The organism is Mycolicibacterium brisbanense (assembly GCF_001570425.1).
GTDB lineage: Bacteria > Actinomycetota > Actinomycetes > Mycobacteriales > Mycobacteriaceae > Mycobacterium > Mycobacterium brisbanense.
The window spans coordinates 36,846-56,768 of sequence record NZ_BCSX01000015.1; the positions used below are offsets into that span (position 1 = coordinate 36,846).

Annotated in this window: 20 protein-coding genes; 7 read left to right on the forward strand and 13 right to left on the reverse strand. The window is 66.8% G+C overall.

Going from position 1 to position 19,923, the window contains the following annotated elements; translation table 11 throughout:
- Position 1: 1 nt before the first annotated feature.
- The 7 genes from RMCB_RS05460 to secY all read right to left on the reverse strand — a co-directional run bounded on the left by RMCB_RS05460 (position 2) and on the right by secY (position 6,515).
- The gene (locus RMCB_RS05460; protein WP_029368395.1) at positions 2–682 is read right to left on the reverse strand and encodes a hypothetical protein; all 681 of its coding nucleotides are present in this window, start codon (positions 680–682) and stop codon (positions 2–4) included.
- Positions 663–2,369 carry a thiamine pyrophosphate-binding protein gene (locus RMCB_RS05465; protein ID WP_062827974.1) on the reverse strand — a complete coding sequence of 569 codons (1,707 nt, stop codon included), beginning with the start codon at positions 2,367–2,369 and terminating at the stop codon, positions 663–665. The genes RMCB_RS05460 and RMCB_RS05465 overlap by 20 nt, the downstream gene beginning before the upstream one ends.
- 70 nt (positions 2,370–2,439) lie before the next feature.
- The gene (locus tag RMCB_RS05470) at positions 2,440–3,174 is read right to left on the reverse strand and encodes an anti-sigma factor family protein (RefSeq protein ID WP_062827975.1); all 735 of its coding nucleotides are present in this window, start codon (positions 3,172–3,174) and stop codon (positions 2,440–2,442) included.
- Positions 3,171–3,686, reverse strand: coding sequence for a sigma-70 family RNA polymerase sigma factor (locus RMCB_RS05475; RefSeq protein ID WP_029368392.1), 516 nt, complete (start codon positions 3,684–3,686; stop codon positions 3,171–3,173). Before RMCB_RS05475 ends, RMCB_RS05470 begins: the two co-directional genes overlap by 4 nt.
- 117 nt (positions 3,687–3,803) lie before the next feature.
- Positions 3,804–4,601 (reverse strand): type I methionyl aminopeptidase, encoded by a 798-nt coding sequence (map, locus tag RMCB_RS05480; protein ID WP_062827976.1) that lies wholly within the window; start codon positions 4,599–4,601, stop codon positions 3,804–3,806.
- Positions 4,602–4,647: 46 nt separating this feature from the next.
- The gene (locus RMCB_RS05485) at positions 4,648–5,193 is read right to left on the reverse strand and encodes an adenylate kinase (RefSeq protein WP_029368390.1); all 546 of its coding nucleotides are present in this window, start codon (positions 5,191–5,193) and stop codon (positions 4,648–4,650) included.
- Positions 5,190–6,515 carry a preprotein translocase subunit SecY gene (gene secY / locus RMCB_RS05490; RefSeq protein WP_029368388.1) on the reverse strand — a complete coding sequence of 442 codons (1,326 nt, stop codon included), beginning with the start codon at positions 6,513–6,515 and terminating at the stop codon, positions 5,190–5,192. The genes RMCB_RS05485 and secY overlap by 4 nt, the downstream gene beginning before the upstream one ends.
- Positions 6,516–6,784: 269 nt before the next feature.
- Between secY and RMCB_RS05495 the strand changes: the two genes are divergently transcribed.
- Genes RMCB_RS05495 through RMCB_RS05510 form a run of 4 tightly spaced genes read left to right on the forward strand, consistent with a single transcriptional unit; the run spans position 6,785 to position 10,444 of the window.
- Complete coding sequence (locus RMCB_RS05495; RefSeq protein WP_062827977.1) at positions 6,785–7,699, forward strand: class I SAM-dependent methyltransferase; 915 nt, start codon at positions 6,785–6,787, stop codon at positions 7,697–7,699.
- 8 nt (positions 7,700–7,707) lie between these two features.
- The gene (locus RMCB_RS05500) at positions 7,708–8,610 is read left to right on the forward strand and encodes an SAM-dependent methyltransferase (RefSeq protein WP_062827978.1); all 903 of its coding nucleotides are present in this window, start codon (positions 7,708–7,710) and stop codon (positions 8,608–8,610) included.
- 9 nt (positions 8,611–8,619) lie between these two features.
- Positions 8,620–9,516, forward strand: a complete 897-nt coding sequence (locus RMCB_RS05505; RefSeq protein WP_062827979.1) for a class I SAM-dependent methyltransferase — start codon at positions 8,620–8,622, stop codon at positions 9,514–9,516.
- A 7-nt stretch (positions 9,517–9,523) separates the two neighbouring features.
- Complete coding sequence (locus tag RMCB_RS05510) at positions 9,524–10,444, forward strand: class I SAM-dependent methyltransferase (protein ID WP_062827980.1); 921 nt, start codon at positions 9,524–9,526, stop codon at positions 10,442–10,444.
- A 112-nt stretch (positions 10,445–10,556) separates the two neighbouring features.
- Here RMCB_RS05510 and RMCB_RS05515 read toward each other — a convergent pair whose 3' ends face one another.
- From RMCB_RS05515 to RMCB_RS05525, 3 genes are read right to left on the reverse strand one after another with little or no spacing between them, the layout of a single operon-like run.
- Complete coding sequence (locus RMCB_RS05515; RefSeq protein ID WP_029368381.1) at positions 10,557–11,054, reverse strand: DUF3830 family protein; 498 nt, start codon at positions 11,052–11,054, stop codon at positions 10,557–10,559.
- On the reverse strand, positions 11,051–12,457 hold the full coding sequence (locus RMCB_RS05520) for an amidase (protein WP_062827981.1): 1,407 nt from the start codon (positions 12,455–12,457) through the stop codon (positions 11,051–11,053). The genes RMCB_RS05515 and RMCB_RS05520 overlap by 4 nt, the downstream gene beginning before the upstream one ends.
- The gene (locus RMCB_RS05525) at positions 12,454–13,434 is read right to left on the reverse strand and encodes a D-2-hydroxyacid dehydrogenase (protein WP_084388367.1); all 981 of its coding nucleotides are present in this window, start codon (positions 13,432–13,434) and stop codon (positions 12,454–12,456) included. Before RMCB_RS05525 ends, RMCB_RS05520 begins: the two co-directional genes overlap by 4 nt.
- Before the next feature lie 79 nt (positions 13,435–13,513).
- On the opposite strand from RMCB_RS05525, the gene RMCB_RS05530 reads away from it, so the two are divergent.
- Genes RMCB_RS05530 through RMCB_RS05540 form a run of 3 tightly spaced genes read left to right on the forward strand, consistent with a single transcriptional unit; the run spans position 13,514 to position 15,668 of the window.
- Complete coding sequence (locus tag RMCB_RS05530) at positions 13,514–14,251, forward strand: maleate cis-trans isomerase family protein (RefSeq protein ID WP_201028238.1); 738 nt, start codon at positions 13,514–13,516, stop codon at positions 14,249–14,251.
- Positions 14,252–14,295: 44 nt separating this feature from the next.
- Positions 14,296–15,015, forward strand: coding sequence for a maleate cis-trans isomerase family protein (locus RMCB_RS05535; protein WP_062827983.1), 720 nt, complete (start codon positions 14,296–14,298; stop codon positions 15,013–15,015).
- Complete coding sequence (locus tag RMCB_RS05540) at positions 15,012–15,668, forward strand: GntR family transcriptional regulator (RefSeq protein ID WP_062827984.1); 657 nt, start codon at positions 15,012–15,014, stop codon at positions 15,666–15,668. Before RMCB_RS05535 ends, RMCB_RS05540 begins: the two co-directional genes overlap by 4 nt.
- A 3-nt stretch (positions 15,669–15,671) precedes the next feature.
- Here the strand turns inward: RMCB_RS05540 and RMCB_RS05545 are convergent, their stop codons facing one another.
- From RMCB_RS05545 to RMCB_RS05555, 3 genes are all read right to left on the reverse strand, one after another.
- Positions 15,672–17,072: an MFS transporter gene (locus RMCB_RS05545; RefSeq protein ID WP_062827985.1), complete on the reverse strand. Its 1,401-nt coding sequence runs from the start codon at positions 17,070–17,072 to the stop codon at positions 15,672–15,674.
- 262 nt (positions 17,073–17,334) lie between these two features.
- Positions 17,335–19,104: a signal peptide peptidase SppA gene (gene sppA, locus RMCB_RS05550; RefSeq protein ID WP_062827986.1), complete on the reverse strand. Its 1,770-nt coding sequence runs from the start codon at positions 19,102–19,104 to the stop codon at positions 17,335–17,337.
- Between the two features lie 158 nt (positions 19,105–19,262).
- Complete coding sequence (locus tag RMCB_RS05555) at positions 19,263–19,889, reverse strand: TetR/AcrR family transcriptional regulator (protein WP_062827987.1); 627 nt, start codon at positions 19,887–19,889, stop codon at positions 19,263–19,265.
- Between the last annotated feature and the right edge of the window lie 34 nt (positions 19,890–19,923).

The window sequence follows — 19,923 nt, forward strand, 5'->3', positions numbered from 1 at the left end:
CTCATTTCATCCAGGCCGGGGTGACCGGCAGGCCGTTGCGGTGCCGGTACTCGGCAATCGCTTTGAGGTTGTGCAGTTCGAGCAGATGCCCGGCCCCGAACATGTCCCAGAAGTCGCCCACCCACACCGGACGTCCGGGCGGTGCGGTCTCCGGGTAGGGATTGTTGTCGTAGAACGGGTGATGGCAATTCGTCCACAGCACAACAGATCCCGGCTTGTCGAACACCACCTGGGCGTCGACGATGCGCATCAGGTAGATCATCCACAGGTGCTTGCCCTGATCCCATGCACAGTGGTAGTCGACGGTGAGCGCCTCGCGGTTGGCCACGGTGCGGGTGTAGATCTCGCTACCCGGGCCGGTCGGTCCGGCACCGAGCCGGTCATAGGCCAGCCACAAGCCCGGTTCGTCGGTGGTGGTGAACCCGCGCAGACTGTACGTCCACTCCTCCAGGCTGCGGGTGTCCGAAAGATAGTCGAACAATTCCTCTGGGGGGCAATCGATGTAGTCGTTGACGGTGCAGTATTCGCCGAACACCTCGTCGTGCGGGTACACCGACCGCATCATCTCCATGATGATCGGCGTGGCCTGCTCCTTCGGTGAGGTTTCGATACGGATCAGTCCGTCCATGGCTTCGGTGGTGCCCCGGTGGGCGGTGATGTCATCAAGCGCGGGCAGCGACATGGGTTTTGTTCTCCTCGGTGTGCGGTGTTGCGGATCTGTTGAGAAAGGCTGCGAACGGGGGGATTTCATCGGCGGAGCACTCGATGCTGATGACCGACGGGCCGTCGTCATCGAGCGCCAGCTGCAGCGCGCCGGGCAATTGCCCGAGGTCGTCGACGCCGAGCGACGTGAGTCCCGGGAACATCGTGGCCAGACCGGGTCCCAGGTGACTGGGCCCGAACCGGTTGTAGCTGTAGCGGTCTCCGTAGAACATCTGCTCGCGGGTCACGCACATGGCGTGTGCGTGGTTGTCGAACAGCAGGAAGGTGATCGGCAGCCGGTACTGCAGAGCAGTGTGAATCTCCATGCCGTGCATGAAGAATGAGCCGTCGCCCGCGATGACCACGGTACGCCCGCCCCTCGCGAAGGCCATCCCGATCCCGGCGCCGAAGCTGTACCCCATCCCACCCATGCCGAGCGCGACGACGAACCGGCCGTCACGCCGGGCCGGCAGGTAGTGGATGGCCGACGCCCCGATATTCCCGGCATCGACGACGATATCGGTGCCTGCCGGCAGGACGTCGTCGAGCACCGCCATCGCATCGCGGTACCGAACGCCCGGGCCGTCGCATGCCGGAGGTCGTAATTCACTGCGTAGCACCGTATCCGGAACCCTGACGTGTGCGGGTCTGCCATGGCCCGACAGTGCTTGCGTCAACAGAGCCAGCGATCCACGCAAATCGTCGGCGTGCACATGGGTGCACGGCAGGTAGGGTTCGGCCGATCCGATCGAATAGGTCGGCACCGTGCCCAGCACGTCGTCGAGACCGGCCCGCGCCGTGACGGTCATGCGCGTGCCGACCAGCAGGCACAGCGCACTGCGCGCCGCCGCGGTGGCGACACCGGGGTGACCCATCACACCGGATACCCCTAGCGCAGAGGACGATCCGAGGCCAGGGGTGCCTGCGACGTCCTTGGCGTCGGGAACCGTGGCGATGCGCGCACGCAGGGTGGCCCGCAGCCGCTCGAGTTCGGCCCTGGCGTCGTCCCTGGCCACCTGTTCACCGGCGATGATGGTGATCGGTCCGGCAGCCTCCCGCAACGCCGTGGCGAGCGGACCGGGATCGCAAAGCTGTGCGCGCACGTGCATTCCGTTCAGCTTGCCGTTGGTGGGTTCGCCCAGGTCGGCCTGTTGGATGTCCTTGGGCAGCAACAGCACCGCCGGTCCGCCGGTGCGGGCCGCGGCCAGCGCCTCAGGTAGGGCCGTGAGAATGTCCCGGGCACTGACCACTCGGCGGCAGTACACCGAAACCGCCGAGAACAGCGCCTCGGCGTCCAGTGCGCCGTTGCGTCCGCTGGTGTCCTGGAAGGCCCCGCGTCCGTCCAGCGCCGTCGGGGCCTGACCGATCAAGGCCAGTACCGGAACCCGGCTGGCCAGTGACTCCCCCAGGCCCGGCACGGTGTTCAGGCATCCGCCGCCCGATGTGGCGGCGACCACACCGATCCCCGCCCCGCTGCGGCTGTAGCCGTCAGCCATTGCGGCCGCGGAGAATTCATGTTTCGCCAGTACCGCGGTGATGTCGTCACGAAAGTGCGCCGCATCGTAGAGATCTTCGATGTTGGCGCCGTCGACGCCGAAGATGTGAGAGACCCCGCTCGCCGCCAGGTGGCCGACGATGTGGTCGACCACTCGGTGCCTGCTGGCCATAGTCCACCTGCCTTCCGGTTCTGCCTAGTGACACGGCCCGGGAGGGGGCGCGGTTCACCGGCAGCCGGATTTACAGGGTTTTCTCAAGTAGGACTTTTCCGTCAGGCGACGAAACCATTTGCACCGCAGCGATTTCGTTGATCGGCAACGTGGTGTTTCCGCTGGGCAGGGCGGTCGCACCGGACAATCCGAGCCATGTCGCGACCTCGGTGTGGGTACCGTCGCGGCCGACCACCACCATGCCGAGGTTCTGCGGCGGCGCGTCCTTGTTGCCCCAGTCGCCATAGGTGCATGCCATGTCGATCCGCGTGCCCCACGAGTAGCTGCTCAGCGCAATGCTGGCATTGATCGGGGTTTCGGACACCTTGGACATCTGGAGCATCTCCGCAGCCTGCTGCTGCTCGGTGCCGGTGTGCAGACCGAACGTCTCCGGGCGGATCGCGACGACCAGCCCGACTGCCAGCAGCGCAGCCGCCAACCCGACCGCGGCCGAAGTCACCCAGCGGGACCGGCGCCGCCGCCAGCTGGCCTTGGCGAGCACCGACTCCAGCACCTCGGGCCGAAGGGGTGGATCGGGCTGCTCCTCGTCGAGCGCACGCACATCGTCGAAATCCAGCAGGGCGAGCAGGGCCGGCATGCCGCTTAGCTCGGCGACAGCTGCCCGGCACCGCTCGCATCCCGCCAGATGGCCTTCGTACTCGCGGCGCTCGGTGCTCGTCAATGAGCCGAGGACATAAGCCGCGTCCCAGGTGAGGTAGCGGTCGCCGTCCACAGGATCAATGCGGGGTGCACCGTACTGCGTCATCGTGTCACCCCCATTTCTTGTAGGTTGAGTCGTAATGCGCGGACGGCGTAGTGCAGCCGCGACTTCACAGTGCCTTCGGGTATCTGAAGATCGGCCGCGATCTGCGTGGTCGTCCAGCCCTGGTAGTAGGCGCGACGGACCACGGCCCGATGCTCCTCGGACAGTTGACTGAGTGCGGTGCTCAGCAACAACCGGTCCAATGCGGTGTCCACCTGGTCGGGGGCGGCGTGGTCGGCCACCAGTTCTGGGTCCGGAACACCCGTCTCGTTGCGGAACCGGGCGCTGCGGCGTTCATCGATAATCATGTTCCGCGCCACCGTGAACAGCCAAGCCCTCGCCGATCGATCTGTATCCGCGGTGACGTCGGGATGCCGCCAGGCCCGCAGCAGCGTCTCCTGCACCACGTCCTCGGCGCGCGCCTGGTCGCCGGTGAGGCGCAGCGCGTATCGCCACAAGGCCGCGGCATGCTCATCGTAGAGCCCCCGCATCATGGCGGCCTCCGGATCGTCCATTAACCAACCTCCGTCTTAGATACGACGTTGGTGGTGATCCAGTTCAATTAGACCTTTGCGCCCGCGCGTGCGCGACGGTTCGGAGAACATCAAGCGGGACGATTGCTGATGCGGAAATCAGCGGGTGAGGATCCGGGGCCCGTCTTCGGTCACGGCGACGGTGTGCTCCCAGTGTGCGGCGCGGGTTCCGTCGGCGGTGATGACGGTCCACTCGTCCTCAAGCACCACGGTTTTGGTGGTGCCGAGGGTCAGCATGGGTTCGATGGCCAGCACCGATCCGACAGCCAGGTACGGTCCGCGCCCGGGCGAACCTTCGTTGGGCAGGAATGGGTCCATGTGCATCTGCCTGCCGATGCCGTGTCCGCCATAGCCGGCGACGATTCCGTATTTGCGGTCGTGCCGAGTTTCCGCGGCGTGAGTCTCGACCTCGATGGCATGCGAGACGTCGGTGAGCCGGTTGCCCGGGAGCATCGCGGCGATCCCGGCGTCCATGGCCGCCTTCGTGGCCTCGGACAGGGCCTCGTCGGCGTCGATCAGCGGGCCGACGCCGAAGGTGACAGCTGAGTCGCCGTGCCAGCCGTCGACGATCGCACCGCAGTCGATCGAGACCAGATCGCCGGTCGCGAGTACCTCGCCCGCCGACGGGATGCCGTGCACCACACGGTCGTTGACCGACGCACAGATGCTGGCCGGAAAGCCGTGATAGCCGAGGAAGGATGGCGTGCCACCACCGTCGCGGATGACGGATTCGGCGATGCGGTCGAGCTCAAGTGTGCTGACGCCCGGCGCGGCCGCGGCCTGGACCGCGCGCAGCGCGGACGCGACGAGCGCGCCCGCGACCTGCATGGCGTCGAGTTCTCCTGCGCTGCGCTGCGCGACGACCTTTCGGCTGCGCAGCCCCGGCAGGGAGATCATCGACGCCGCCCTATGGTCGGTTCACCGACGCGGCCCGACTGCGGGTTCACCGCCCGAGCGCACTCAGAGCGCGTGCGAACACTTCATCGAGGGCGCCCACCGCGGCGACGGTCTTGACCTCGTCGCCGTAGTACTCCAGCAACGGCTCGGTCTCTTCGCGGTAGACCTTCATCCGGTTGTGGATGACCTCTTCGGTGTCGTCGGCGCGGCCGCGGCCCTTGAGCCGGGCGAGCAGCTCGTCCTCGGAGACCGCGAACTCGAGTACCGCATCCAGCTTGGTGTTACGGGCCTCGAGCATGTCGTGCAGTGCGCGGGCCTGCTCGACCGAGCGCGGGTAGCCGTCCAGGATGAACCCGTTGGCGGCGTCCGCCTGGTCGATCCGATCTTCTACCAGGCGGTTCGTCAGCTCGGCGGGAACCAGGTCACCCGCGTCGAGGTAACGCTTGGCTTCGACACCCAGGGGCGTGCCGTCGCCGATGTTCTTGCGGAAGAGGTCCCCGGTGGAGATTTGCGGGATGCCGAGCTTCTCGGACAGCTTCTCGGCCTGTGTGCCTTTGCCCGCACCGGGCGGTCCGAGTAGAACGACTCTCACTTCAGGAACCCTTCGTAGTTGCGTTGCATGAGCTGGCTCTCGATCTGTTTGACGGTATCCAACCCGACGCCGATCATGATGAGAACCGCAGTTCCACCGAACGGGAGATTCTGGACCGTCCCGGTGTTGCCGATCTCCAGGAACAGGTTCGGCAGAACTGCGATCACACCCAGGTAGATCGAGCCCGGCAGGGTGATCCGGCTCAGCACATAACGCAGGTAGTCCGCGGTCGGCTTACCCGGCCGGATGCCGGGGATGAAGCCGCCGAACTTCTTCATCTCGTCGGCCCGCTCGTCCGGGTTGAACGTGATCGACACGTAGAAGTACGTGAAGAAGATGATCAGGCCGAAGTAGATCGCGATGTAGACGGGGTCGGCGGGATTCGTGAGGTAGTTGGCGACGAACTTGTCCCACCAGCCGTTGCCGCCGTTGGGGTTCCCGCTGCGGATCAGCTGCGTGATCAGGTGCGGGATGTAGATCAGCGAGGACGCGAAGATGACCGGGATGACGCCGGCCTGGTTGACCTTCAGCGGCAGGTAGGTGGACGTGCCGCCGTACATCTTGCGGCCGACCATGCGCTTGGCGTACTGCACCGGAATACGGCGCTGGCCCTGCTCCACGAAGACCACGCCGATGATGATTGCCAGCGCAGCCGCACAGACGGCGGCGAAGACCAGGCCGCCGCGGCTGTCCAGGATGGTCTTGCCCTCGGACGGGATGCGGGCAGCGATGCCGGCGAAGATCAGCAGGGACATGCCGTTGCCGATGCCACGCTCGGTGACCAGCTCACCCATCCACATGACCAGGGCGGCACCCGCGGTCATCACCAGCACGATGACGATCAACCCGAAGATCGAGCTGTCCTGGATGATGTTCAGCGAGCAGCCCTGCAGCAGTCCGCCGTTGGCGGCGAGCGCCACGATGCTGGTGGCCTGCAGGATGGCCAGCGCGATCGACAGATAACGCGTGTACTGCGTCATCTTGGCCTGGCCGGCCTGGCCTTCCTTCTGCAGCTGCTCGAACCGCGGGATGACCACGACCAGCAGCTGCACGATGATGCTGGCGGTGATGTAGGGCATCACGCCGACCGCGAACACGGTCAACTGCAGCAGGGCGCCGCCGGAGAACAGGTTGATCAGCGAGTAGATCTGCGCCGAGTCACCACCACTGACCTGCTCGATGCACTTCTGCACGTTCGGGTAGTTGACCCCGGGCGACGGGATCGATGCACCGACGCGGTACAGGATCACCAGGCCCAACGTGAACAGGATCTTGCGTCTGAGGTCGGCCGTCCGCAGCGATGAGATGAAAGCCGAAAGCACTCTTCCTCCTGCGCAGCCGACTTCTCAGCGCGGCGTGCCAAATGGGGCTGGTGGGTCCAGCGTCTTGGTCAAGTCGTATACATGCCGGCCCGGCAGGCGCCGGGCCTGCGAACTCAAGCGTCAAACAGTCTACGAGAGTAACAGTTGCGCCCGGACGGCCCCGCATCGATCAGCTTCGCCCGCAGGCCAAGCCCCGTATTCAGCTTCAGAGCGTACAGTCGGCGACGGCTCGTTACATCACCTAACTAACAGGCATCTAAGGGGAGTTCATGGCGCGCACCGACAACGACACCTGGGATCTGGCGTCCAGCGTGGGTGCCACCGCGACGATGGTCGCGGCGGCCAGGGCGATGGCGACCAACGCCGAGGACCCCGTGATCGACGACCCGTTCGCCGCACCCCTGGTTCGGGCCGTCGGGATGGACTTCTTCACCAAACTGGTCGACGAGGACTTCACCACCGACGGTCTCGACGAGGAGGCCGCGACCGGGTTGCATCGATTCGCCAACGGCATGGCCGCCCGCACCCGGTTCTTCGACGACTTCTTCCTGTCGGCGGTGCGCTCCGGTATCCGCCAGGCGGTGATCCTCGCCGCGGGGCTGGATTCCCGGGCCTACCGGCTGCCGTGGCCGGACGGCACCGTGGTGTTCGAGATCGACCAGCCTCAGGTGGTCGAGTTCAAGGCGAAGACTCTCGCCGAGTTGGGCGCCACGCCGACCACAGATCTCCGCACGGTGGCCATGGACCTTCGCTTCGACTGGCCCACGGCATTGACCGACGCTGGTTTCGACGCCACCAAGCCGACGGCATGGATCGCCGAGGGTTTGCTGGGCTACCTGCCGCCGGACGCCCAGGACCGACTGCTCGACCAGATCACCGCACTGAGCGCGCCGGGCAGCAGGCTCGGCGTCGAGGGTGTTCCGGCGACAGAAACCAACGACGAAGAGTCGATCCGCGCGAGGATGAAGGACTTCACCGACCGCTGGCGGGCGCACGGCCTGGACATCGACCTCAACGAGTTGATCTTCCTCGGCGACCGCGCCGACGTCACCACGTATCTGGAGGGCCACTCCTGGCAGACCACCGCCATCAGCTCGAACGATCTGCTGATCCAGACGGGCCTGCCACCGGTCGGGGATGAGCAACACGCCGCATCGGTCGTCTACATCAGCGCACAGCGGTAGGGACCGACATGGCACGTACTGATGCGGACAGCTGGGACCTGGCCTCCAGCGTCGGCGCGACGGCCACCATGGTCGCCGCAGCCCGCGCGATCGCCAGCGCCGAACCAGAGCCTCTGATCAACGATCCGTACGCCGCGTCGCTGGTGCGCGCGGTGGGCGTGGACTTCTTCACCAAGCTCGTCGACGGCGACCTGGTGCTCGACGGCGATGACGCCTCGGCGGCCGAGTTCATGACGTCGGTGATGGCGGTGCGGACGAAGTTCTTCGACGACTTCTTTCTCACGGCAGGGGCCGCAGGCATCCGGCAGGCGGTGATCCTGGCCTCGGGTTTGGACGCGCGCGCCTATCGGCTCCCCTGGCCTGAGGGGACCGTGGTCTACGAGATCGACCAACCGGACGTGATCGGCGCCAAGACCGCCGCGATGGAGAAGCTCGGCGCCGCTCCCACCGCGGAGCGCCGCGCCGTGGCCGTCGACCTGCGCGACGACTGGCCTGCGGCACTGCGCGCCGCCGGGTTCGACCCTGACCTGCCGACGGCGTGGAGCGCCGAGGGTCTGCTGGTCTACCTACCGCCCGAGGCTCAGGACCGCCTGTTCGACAACATCACCGCGCTGAGCGCCACCGGCAGCCAGTTGGCCACCGAGTACCACCCGGACATCGCAGCGGCTGTGCGCAACCGCAGCCAGTCCATGGCCGAGCGGTGGCGCGAACACGGATTCGACGTCGACCTGTCCGAGCTCTGGTACACCGGCGAACGCAATTCGGTCGTCGACTATCTCACCGCCTCCGGCTGGTCGGTGACGGCCCGGCGGCGCCCCGAAGTGTTCGCCGAATACGGGCGCACTTTCCCCGATTCGGAAGACGCTGAACCACAACGCAATTCATTGGCAGTAGTGGCCACACGACAGTAAGGAACAACGATGGCACGCACCGACGGTGACACCTGGGACCTGGCTACCAGCGTCGGTTCGACGGCGACGGGTGTCGCCGCGTCCCGCGCACTGGCCACCAAGCAACCCGACCCACTGATCAACGACCCGTACGCCGATCCGCTGGTCAAAGCGGTCGGGCTGGAGCACTGCATCCGATTGGCCGACGGCGAGCTCTGCGTCGAGGGCGACCAGATGCTGGACCGGCAGCGGATGTGCGAGCAGATCGCCGTGCGCACCCGGTTTTTCGACGATTTCTTCACCAGCGCAACCGAAGCGGGGATCCGCCAGGCGGTCATCCTGGCGTCCGGTCTGGACACCCGCGCCTACCGGCTGGGCTGGTCGGCAGGCACCGTGGTGTACGAGATCGACCAACCCGAGGTGATCGAGTTCAAGACCCGCACGCTGGCCGGGCTCGGCGCGGAACCTGCCGCCGAGCGCCGCACCGTGGCCATCGACCTGCGTGAAGACTGGCCTGCTGCGCTGCGCGCCGCTGGATTCGACGTGTCGGCGCCCACCGCGTGGATCGCCGAGGGACTGCTGATCTACCTGCCGCCCGACGCCCAGGACCGGCTCTTCGACAACATCACAGACCTGTCCGCACCGGGAAGTCGACTGGCCACCGAACACATGGACATGAACACGCTTTCCGAGGAATGGACGAAGAAGGTGAGCGAGTGGTCCAAACGGGTTGGGTCCGACGTCGACCTGATGGATCTGTTCTACTCCGGAGACCGTCACACCGCCGGTGACTACCTCACCGGACACGGCTGGCAGACGACCGTGCTGTCCACCCGTGACGCCTACGCCGGCTATGGCTTCGACTATCCCGAGGATCTCGCCGAGCTCGCAGGCGATTCGGGTTATCTGTCCGCAGAACGGAAATGAGGATCTGATGACGCGGGTCGACGGCGACACCTGGGATCTGGCCTCGAGCGTGGGTGCGACAGCGACACTCGTCGCGACGGGGCGGGCGATCGCCAGCACCGCGCCGCACGGTCTGATCAACGACCCGTTCGCGGCACCTCTGGTTCGGGCCGTGGGCGTCGACGCGTTCACCAAGATGGTCAACGGTGAGCTGGATTTCGACGCCATCGAGGCCATCGCACCGGATGCGGCGGCCAGGGCGCGGGCGAACATCGACGAGATGGCGGTACGCACCCGGTTTTTCGACGACTATTTCGTCGCCGCCACCGAGGGCGGTATCCGGCAGGCGGTGATCCTGGCGTCCGGTCTGGACTCGCGCGCCTACCGGCTGCCCTGGCCTGATGGCACCGTCGTCTACGAGATCGACCAGCCTGACGTCATCGAGTTCAAGACCCGGGTGCTGGACGATCTCGGTGCCACACCCACGGCGCAGCGCCGCACCGTGCCGATCGACCTGCGGGACGACTGGCCCACCGCACTGCGAGGGGCCGGCTTCGATCCGGGGCAGCCGACGGCCTGGTGTGCAGAAGGGCTGCTGATATACCTGCCGCCGGACGCCCAGGACCGCCTGTTCGACAACATCGACGCCCTCAGCGCCGTCGACAGCGCTCTGGCAACCGAATTCGTGCCCGGCCTCAAGGATTTCGATCCCGACAAGGCCCGCGCGGCAGCGGCGGGATTCAGCCAGATCGGGTTGAACATGGACATGCCGTCGCTGATCTACCACGGCGAACGGCATTCCGCGGCGGACTATCTCGCCACCAAGGGCTGGCAGATGACCGGTGTCCCGCGGGCGGAGTTGTTCGCACGCTATGGCCTGCCCGCGCCGGAGGCCGACGACCAAGACCCGATGGGCGAAATCGTCTACATCAGCGGCACTTTGGGCTGAGTTTTCCGCAGCCATTCACCAGGATTCCCCGCAGCCTTTCACCGGAACTGCATTCCGGGTTGTTAACGACGACGGTTAGCAACCCGGAATGCAGTTCCGGTGTGAGGTCTGGTCAAGACGCCCGGGCGAAACTCAGCGTTTCGCCACGGGCACCGCCCATCCACAGGTCCTGGCAGGCGGCCGCCATGTCCTCGAGCCCGTCGGTGATCGCGCCGAACACGTTGCCGGGCACCCAGCCCTGGTCGCCGTTGATCAGCAGGTTGTTGCGTCCGTAGAACAGCGCCAGGTCCACGATGGCGCCCGTGGTCCCGGTGCCCGTGGTGTTCTCGTAGCCGTATGCGGGGTTGCCGAGATCGTCGGAGTCGAACGAAAACCAGCAGAGGTCACCGGGTATCGGCGTCACCGTGGTGTTCTCCCGGCCCGGGTCGGAGCTGAACGCCGGTAGCAATGTGTAGATCTCGTTGCGGGCGTACTTGCCGTGGAACACCTGCGCCGACAGCGGCAGCGCATCCCAGACGGCCGCACACGTTCGGGGCGCCGCATCGTCGAGCAACCGGGCGACGCACGTGACCCCTCGCTTGTCGAGGGTCACCGTGATCAATCGGCTCATTGCGCCTCCTCCGTGAGCAACGCCGGCACCCGGTGGTGCCAGTCGGTGGCGTCCTGGTAGGTCTGTCCGACGCGCAGCACCAGGGCATCCGCGTGCCGGGGTCCGACGATTTGCAGACCGATCGGCAGGCCATTGCGGCCGAACCCGCACGGCACCGAAAGTGCCGGCTGCTGAGTCAGATTGAACGGATAGGTGTATGGCGTCCAGCTGGTCCAGTCCGGCGAGTCAGAGCCGTCGGGCACGTCCTGGCCGACGGGGAACGCGGTCAGCGGCAGTGTCGGGGTGATCAGCACGTCGTAGGCCCGGTGAAACCGGCCCATCCGCTCCCCCAGCGTCATGCGCACGGCAGTCGCGTCGAGGTAGTCCGAAGCCGAGAAGCCCGCGCCGATGGCGGCGGTGCGTAGCAGGCCCGCGTCGACGGGCCGGGTGTGGTCACCAGTGAGCTTGCCCTCCAACACTTTCGCCTCGCCCGAGAACCACAGCACGTGGAATGCGTGGACGGGGTCGGCAAAGCCCGGCGAGACTTCCTCGACGTCCGCGCCGGCGGCGGCGAGGACGTTGACGGCGGCCCGTACCGCGGTGTCGACCTCGGGATCATTGGAGCCGAACCCGAGGTCGGGTGAATAGGCGACCCGCAGCCCGGCGATGCCGCCGTCGAGACCGGCCCGAAACGATGACGTGGGAGAAGGCATTGCGGACCAGTCGCGGGGGTCGAAACCGGTGATCACGTCGAGCAGCGCGGCGACGTCGGCCACGGTGCGGGCCATCGGACCGGCGTGCGAGAGCGTGCCGAAAGGGCTTGGCGGATATAGCGGTATGAGTCCATACGTCGGCTTGAGTGCCACAGTGCCGGTGAATGCCGCGGGTATGCGCACCGACCCGCCACCGTCGGTGCCGACCGACCACGCACCCATGCCCAGCCCCACAGCTGCGGCGCTACCGCCGCTGGACCCGCCGGCGGTCACAGTCGGATTCCACGGATTTCCGGTCACGCCGTAGCGCGGCGAATCGGTGACACCTTTCCACGAGTATTCCGGCGTCGTGGTCTTACCGAGCAGGACCGCCCCCGAATCACGCAGCCGCGCAACGCTTGGCGCGTCCTCGTCCCATGGCCCGGCCTCGTCGATGAGCCAGCTGCCGCGCAGCGTCGGCCAGCCCTTTGTCCACAGTGCGTCCTTGATCGAGGTGGGGATGCCGTCGGCGGGCCCGAGCGGTTCCCCGACCTGCCACCGCGCTTCCGACGCGCGTGCCGCGGCCAGCGCGCCGTCCTCGTCGATCAGCACGAAGGCGTTCACCTGACTGTTGTAACGAGCGACGGCCCCAAGGGCAGCCTCGGTGATTTCCACGGGCGAGAGCGCTTTGGTCCGGTAGGCCATCATGAGCTCGACAGCAGAGGGAATCATGTTGCGCCCCTGACATATCCGAGCTTCTTGTCCACGACGTTGTGCAGCGGCCGGCCCGCCAGCCAGCGGTGGAGGTTCTCGGCGAACTGCGCGGCCAGCCTGTCGCGCCAGCCGTGCGCGTCCCCGGACATGTGGGCGGTGACGACGGCACCGGGCGCATCCCACAGCGGATGGTCCTGCGGCAGCGGTTCGGTGTCGAACACGTCGAGGGTGGCGCCACCGATGCTGCCTGCGGTCAACGCTGCCAGCAGTGCGGACTCGTCGACGAGCGGGCCACGCGCGACGTTCACCAGATGCGCGTCGGGCTTCATCGCGGCCAGGACCGTCGCGTCCACGAGTCCCCGGGTGGCGTCGGTGAGCGGGGCGGCCAGCACCAGGTGATCGCACCAGCCGACGGCGGCCGCCAGGTCCGCTGCGGCGACGACTCCGTCGAAGTCGGGGTCCTCGGCGCGCGCCACCCGTCCGGCGCCCCGCACGACGAGTCCCGCGGCGCGCAGCAGTCGGGCGATCTCCCTGCCGATGCCGCCGGTGCCGACCACGAGTGCGTGCGCACCGGCGATGGTCCTGGTCTCCCGGTGCTGCCACTGATGCCGCCGTTGCCGATCAAGGCTGGCCTGGGTGCCCTTGGCGTATGCGATGACCGCTCCGAGCACGTATTCGGCCATGGGGCGGTCGAACACGCCCCGAGCGTTCGTGACCACGACGTCGGAGTCCCGCAGTTGGTCGAAGAGCAACGTATCGACACCGGCGGCGGTGACGTGAATCCACTCCAGGGCGTCCGCGGATGCCCACGCGCCACGCAGCGCGGGCGAGAAGTAATCCCACATCAGCAACGCCTGTGCGCCCCGCACCGCGTCGGCCAAACCGCTTGCGGCGCAATACCGGAAGTCGACATCAAAGTCCAGATCGGCCACCTCTGCCGGGCGATCGCCCGCGCGCTCACACAACACCGCGATCACCGGACGTGGGCTCGACATCAGTCCGAGGCTAGGAACCTTTTCGTAGGATTGTCAACAATCTGTTGCCGGTCGATCGGTTCGGCCTCACACTATGGGCATGACGATCGAGGGTTTGGCCCCTCACCCGCCGTTGCAGCAGGTGGGGATAGGTGTCGTGGCGCCGTACGACTTCGCCCTCGACCGGGAGCTGTGGCGATGGGTGCCCAACGATGTCAGTCTCTACGTCACCCGGCTGCGGTACGCGCCCATGCCCGTGACCGTCGACATGGCGGTGCACATCTCCGAACCCGAACAGGTGGTGGCCGGCGCCGCCAACGTGCTCGCGGTCTCCCCGCTCGTCACCGCGTACGCGTGCACCGTAGGCAGCTTCGTCAAGGGCATGGCAGGCGAGGCCGCCCTGGTCGCGGCCATGCGCGCGGCGGGTGCCCCGGCAGCGGTGACCACCAGCGGTGCGATGCTCACCGCGCTGCGGCATCTCGGCCTGCGTAGGGTCGCCACCGTCACCCCGTACACCGCCGACCTGACCATCGGGCTGACCAGCTATCTCATGGAGGCCGGCATCGAGGTCGTCGCGACGGCGGGCCTGGGAATGACCGCCCGCATCTGGGCGGTGCCGTACGAGACCACGGCAGATCTGGTGCGGGCCACCGACGTTCCCGATGCCGAGGCGATCGTCATCAGCTGCACGAACCTGCCGACCTACGACCTGATCGCGCGGCTGGAGGCAGACCTGGGCAAACCGGTCGTGACGGCCAACCAGGTGACGATGTGGGCAGCGCTGGCCGTCGCAGGACGCAAGGCCGTCGGACCCGGTCAGCGACTGCTGGAGGCCTGAATGACCGAGAGTCGCACCGTGCCCACGATCCGACAGGAGACCGCATGCCGACCGTAGGCATCCTCTATCCCGGCCACAGCGCAGAGGATGATTTCGAAGCTCTTGAGGCACGTTTGGGCACCGCTGTGGCGTTGCCCGTCGCGATCACCAGCGTCGGCGAGGACGCGCACCGCGTGGATGCGCTGCTCGACCTCGGCAAGCCCGAACGCCTCGCCGACGGGGTGGCCCGGCTGAGCGGTGCTCAAGCGGAATCGATGATGTGGGCGTGCACGTCGGGCAGCTTCGTTTTCGGCCCCGACGGGGCGCGTCGACAGGTCGACCAGGTGGCCCTAGCGGCAGGCGTACCGGCATCGTCGACGTCGATAGCTTTTGCAGATGCGTTGCAGTACTTGGGTATTCGCCGCGTTGCCGTTGCCGCGTCGTACCCCGCCGACGTGGCCGCACACTTCGTGACGTTCCTGTCGGCCAGTGGCGCGGTGGTGGTCTCGATGGGCAGCCACGGCATCGTCACGGCCGCCGAGGTGGGCCTCCTGGCTCCCGACGACGTGGTCGAGATGGTGCGGGCAGCCGACCATCCCGACGCCGAGGCGGTGCTGGTGCCCGATACCGCCATGCACACGCTGGGCATCATCGAGAGGCTGGAAGCAGCGGTCGGGAAGCCGGTGCTCACCGCCAACGCTGTGACGGTCTGGAAGGGCCTGCAGTTGATCGGCCCGGTTCCGCGTCTACCCGGCCTGGGCACGCTGTTCAGGGCGGCGCGGTGACGGACTTCATCGGCCCGGTTGACCAGCAATCGACGCCGAGCATCATCGCCGACAAGCTGCGGCAGGCCATCGCGCACCGCGAACTCGAACCGGGATCTCAGCTGGGCGAAGCCGAACTGGCCCGCAGGTTCGGGGTGAGCCGCGGTCCGATCCGCGAGGGGATCCAGCGGCTGACCCAAGAAGGCCTGGTCGTCGCCATCCGCAACCGCGGCGTGTTCGTGATCGACATGACACCCGACGAGGTTCGCGACATGTATCTGGCGCGCGAGGCGGTCGAGCGCACGGCGGCCCGCAAGATCCTGCAGGGCGATTACGCCGCCGTCGGTGATCGGCTGCTCACCATCGTCGACGAGATGGAATCGGCTGCCGAACCGGATGAGTTGAGCGAGGCCGACATCCGCTTCCATGAAATGCTGGTCGCATCGGCGGGCAGCTCACGACTGTCCAGGATCCACCAGACCCACCTCGTCGAGACCCGAATGTGCTTGCACGCCTTGGCCGATACCTACGACACCCCCAGCGACCGGGTCACCGAACACCATGCGCTGGCGAGCGCCATCCGAGCCGGCGACGTCGCACTCACCGACAAACTGATGCTCGCGCACATGGAAGACGCCGTCGACCGGCTCATCGCGCGCCTGCCCGCCGGCTGAAAGCTACGACGCCGCAGTGGGTTCGACGTCGTACTCCAGCTGCGGCGGCGCGTCGGGCGTGCCGGGAATCTCGGTTCCTCCGATCGGGCAGCGGGCGGTTTCAGGAACCTTCACCAATGCGATCGCCCCGATGACGCAGGCGATCATCATGTAATACGCGGGCACGAGATGGTCGCCCGTCACCGACACCAGCCAGTCGTTGACCGCGGGCGCGGTGCCGCCGAACAGCGAGGTGGAGACGTTGTAGGCGATCGCGAAACCGGCGTAGCGCACCTGCGTCGGGAACATCGCCGGGAAGGTTGCGGAGATCGTCGACAGCTGCGGCACATAGAGCAGCCCCAGTACCGCGAATCCGATCACGGCGCCGACCATGTTGGTGCCCATCAACAGGAACATCGGCACACCGGCGATGAACAGCCCGATCAGCGAGAACCACCACATCGGTTTGCGGCCCACCCGATCGGAGATGTGCCCGGCGAACGGCAGGAACACCATCATGGTCAACATGCCGATGATCGGCACGACCAGCGCGTGATTGCTCGACAGGCCGATGGTGCGCTCCAGGTAGGTGGGCATGTAGGTGAGCAGCGTGTAGTTGACCACGTTGAGTGCCACCACGAGACCGCCCAGCCGCAACACGGGTGCCCAGTACTCCCCGACCAGATCCTTGAACTGGGTGACCGCGCCTTGTTCGGTGTCGCCGGACTGCTCGAGTTCACGAAATACCGGGGTGTCCTCGAGCCGGGACCGCAGATACACACCGATCAATCCCAGCGGCGCGGCGACCATGAACGGCAACCGCCAACCCCACGAACCCATTTGGTCATCGGTGAGCAGCACCGAGAAGCCGAGCATGAGCAACGCACCGAGCGAAAAGCCTGACAGGGTGCCGAATTCCAGGAAGCTCCCGAGGAACCCGCGGCGGCGCGACGGCGCGTACTCGGCCATAAACGTTGCCGCACCGCCATATTCGCCTCCGGTGGAGAAGCCCTGGATCATCCGCAGCACCACCATGATGGCCGGTGCCCACAGTCCGATGGCCGCATAGGACGGCACCAGGCCTACGCAGAACGTCGCACCCGCCATCAGCACAATGGTGATTGCCAGAACGTGTTTGCGTCCGAGCCTGTCGCCCAATGGTCCCCAGACAAATCCGCCGAGCGGCCGCACGAGGAACGAAACCGCAAACGTCGCAAGCGCCAACAGAGTGGCCTGCTGGGTGTCACCCGGGAAGATGGCGGCCGATATGTAGCCGACGCCATAGGCGTATATGCCGTAGTCGAACCATTCTGTGGCGTTTCCGATCGCCGATGCGGCGATCGCCCGTCTGAGTACGCTCGGGTCCGGCGCACTTTCCGCGGGTTCGCTGTAATCGATCTCCGGCTTGTCTCCGAAGCCCTTCATCGGGCTTTTGTGCGCAGGCACGGTTCCTCCATGTGTCTGACGACACCGGTCCCCACCGCGCGCTCTAGTTTCGGCTGGTCTGTTCGGTGAACACCGCAGGGCCAGGCCGTCGTCTCGTCCGGCAATTCAGTAGTTGCCAAGGTCTGACGTTACCTCTCCGGCAGGCGCATTGCACCGCCCCCGGGGCCGTGAGTCTCGCGAGCAGACGCAAACTCCCCCTTTTTCCAGCGAAAATGGGGGAGTTTGCGTCTGCTCGTGAGGCCTAGAAGCGGTACTCCCCCAGCCACATCGCGTTGGCTCCGGTCACCGAGCGTTGGGCGTGTTCGAGCACCCCGGTCACCGACGCGACGGCCAGCGAACCCAGCGCCTCGGGCAGCGACGCCGCTGCCGGTTGGGATGATGGCTTGGGCGACAACAGATCCCGCAAGGATGACCCGGGCAGGTGGACGATCTTGACCTTGGTGTCCTCGTCGAGGCCGGCCAGCAGTTTGGCGCGGCGGATCGCGGTGCGCAGCCCGCCGAGTTCGTCGACGAGCCCGCGTTCGTGAGCGTCGGCCCCGGTCCACACCCGGCCGCGGGCGACGTCCTGGACGGCCTCCACCGCCAAGCCGCGGCCGTCCGCTACCCGCTGCACGAAGTCCTGGTAGAACAGGTCTGCCTCGGCCTCGACCTGGGCCTGCTGCTCATCGGTGAACGGCGCATTGGTGGACCAGGCGTCGGCGTTGGCATTGGTGCGCACCGCGTCGGAACCGACCCCGAGCTTGTCCTTGAGCTCCCGCGACACCAGTTTGCCGGTCAACACCCCGATCGAGCCGGTGATGGTGCCAGGGTTGGCGACGATCGCGTCGGCCGCCATGGCCGCGTAGTAGCCGCCGGATGCCGCCACGGCACCCATCGACGCGACGACGTGCTTGCCTGCCTCGCGGGCCCGCACCACCTCACGCCAGATGGTCTCCGAGGCAGTCACAGAACCCCCGGGGCTGTCCACCCGCAGCACGATGGCCACCACGTCGTCCTGGGCTGCGGCCTCGCGCAGCGCGGCGGCGATGGTGTCACCCCCGGCGCCCGAGTTACCGAACGGCAGCACCTGCCGACCGCCCTTGCCACTGACGATCGGCCCGTGCACCGTCACGACGGCGACCGTCGGCTTCGATTTGAGCCCGGGAATCGTAGGTGTCGGTTTGGGCGCCGACGCCCGTGCGTACCGCGACAGATACAACCGCGGAGCGCTGTCATCGCCATCCGATTCCGCTGCGGCACCACACAATTCACTGATGCGCGCGTATGCCTCATCGCGGAATCCGATCCTGTCGATCAGCCCGCCCGCTACGGCGTCGTCGCGCAGCAGTGGCGCCTTGTCGGCCAGCGCGTCGATGGTTTCGACGGATACGTGCCGCGATTCCGCGATGGCCTGCCATACCTGGGTCTGCAGGCTCTCGATCAGCCGGCTGTCGGCCTCCCGATGGGCGTCGGTGTAGCGATCCTGCGTGAAAATGTTTGTCGCAGACTTGTATTCGCCACGCGTCACAAACTGCGCTTCGATCCCCACCTTGTCGAGGGCATCCCTGAGGAACATCGCGTTGGTCGCGAAACCGACCAGTCCGACGGTGCCCGACGGTTGCATCCACACCTCGCGGAACGCCGAGGCCAGGTAGTACGACAAGGTACCCGGGTAGGTTTCCGACCAGGCCAGGGTCGGTTTGACGGCGCCGAACTCGGCGATCGCGTCGCGCAGCTCCTGTACCGGCCCGGCTGCCGCGGCCGGGATCTGTACCCGCGCGATCAGGCCGGCCACGCGGTCGTCCTCCGCAGCCCGGTGGATCGCCGCGACGGCCTGGCGCAGGATCAGAGGCCGGCCTCCGACGGAGATCATCGCCAGCGGATCGAACCCGGCGGTCTCCGGCGGCACGGACGTCAGATCGAGCTCGAGAACACACGCACTGGGGACACCGTTGTGTCGGACGGTGTCGACCTTGCGGACCAACGCCCGCACATCGTCGGGACCGGGCAGGCTCGGGAGGAAGTCGAACATGATCCGAGCCTACCGACGCCGCGGAGCAGGCTCGACGGTCAAGGAAACGGGCTCTCGCCAGGTCGTGGCGATCTTGCCGCCTTCGGGCTTCGCGTTACGCAGTGCGGATGTTCCACGGCCAGCTCTTGCGGCCGACAAGGCATCCGTGGGCCCGGGGTTCAGGCCTCCGCACGCCGCGACAAGCGCTGCCGCAAACCATCGACGAAGGCTTCGATACCCAGGTCGAACGCCTGCGCTGCACGTGCGGGCCCGGTCGGCGCCTCGTCGAGCGCGCGGCGCAGCTCAGGTTCGATCCCGTCCTGATCGGCCGCCACCACAATGTCGGGAGCCGACGCGTCGAGCGCTGCGCCGAGCACGAAGTTCTCGACAGCGGTGATCACCGCGATGATCTCGCCGTCGCCGAATCCCGCCCTGGCGAGTCCGGCGGCGACGGGGTTGTAGGCAGCGATCAACCCGGGGTCACGGATCGGTTCGGTGGCCAGCAGCCGCACCGCCGCGGGGTGAGCACTGAAGGCACCCAGATAGGACTGCGCCCATACGACGCATGCCTCATCCCACGGCATGCGGTCGAACGCCGCGTCGTCGATCCGCTGGGCGACGAGTACCCGCACCATTTCGATGATTTCGGCACGCCCGGCCGGCACGTGGTGGTAGACGGCGGCGACCTGCACACCGAGATGCCGGGCCAATCCGGGCATCGTGAAATCGCCATTGCGGTCGACCAGGTCGAGTGCCGCGGCACCGATCTTGTCCCGGTTGAGTATGGCCACCCGCGGCCGGCCCATCGGAACCTCCTTCGTCGACTTTATTGAACTCTAT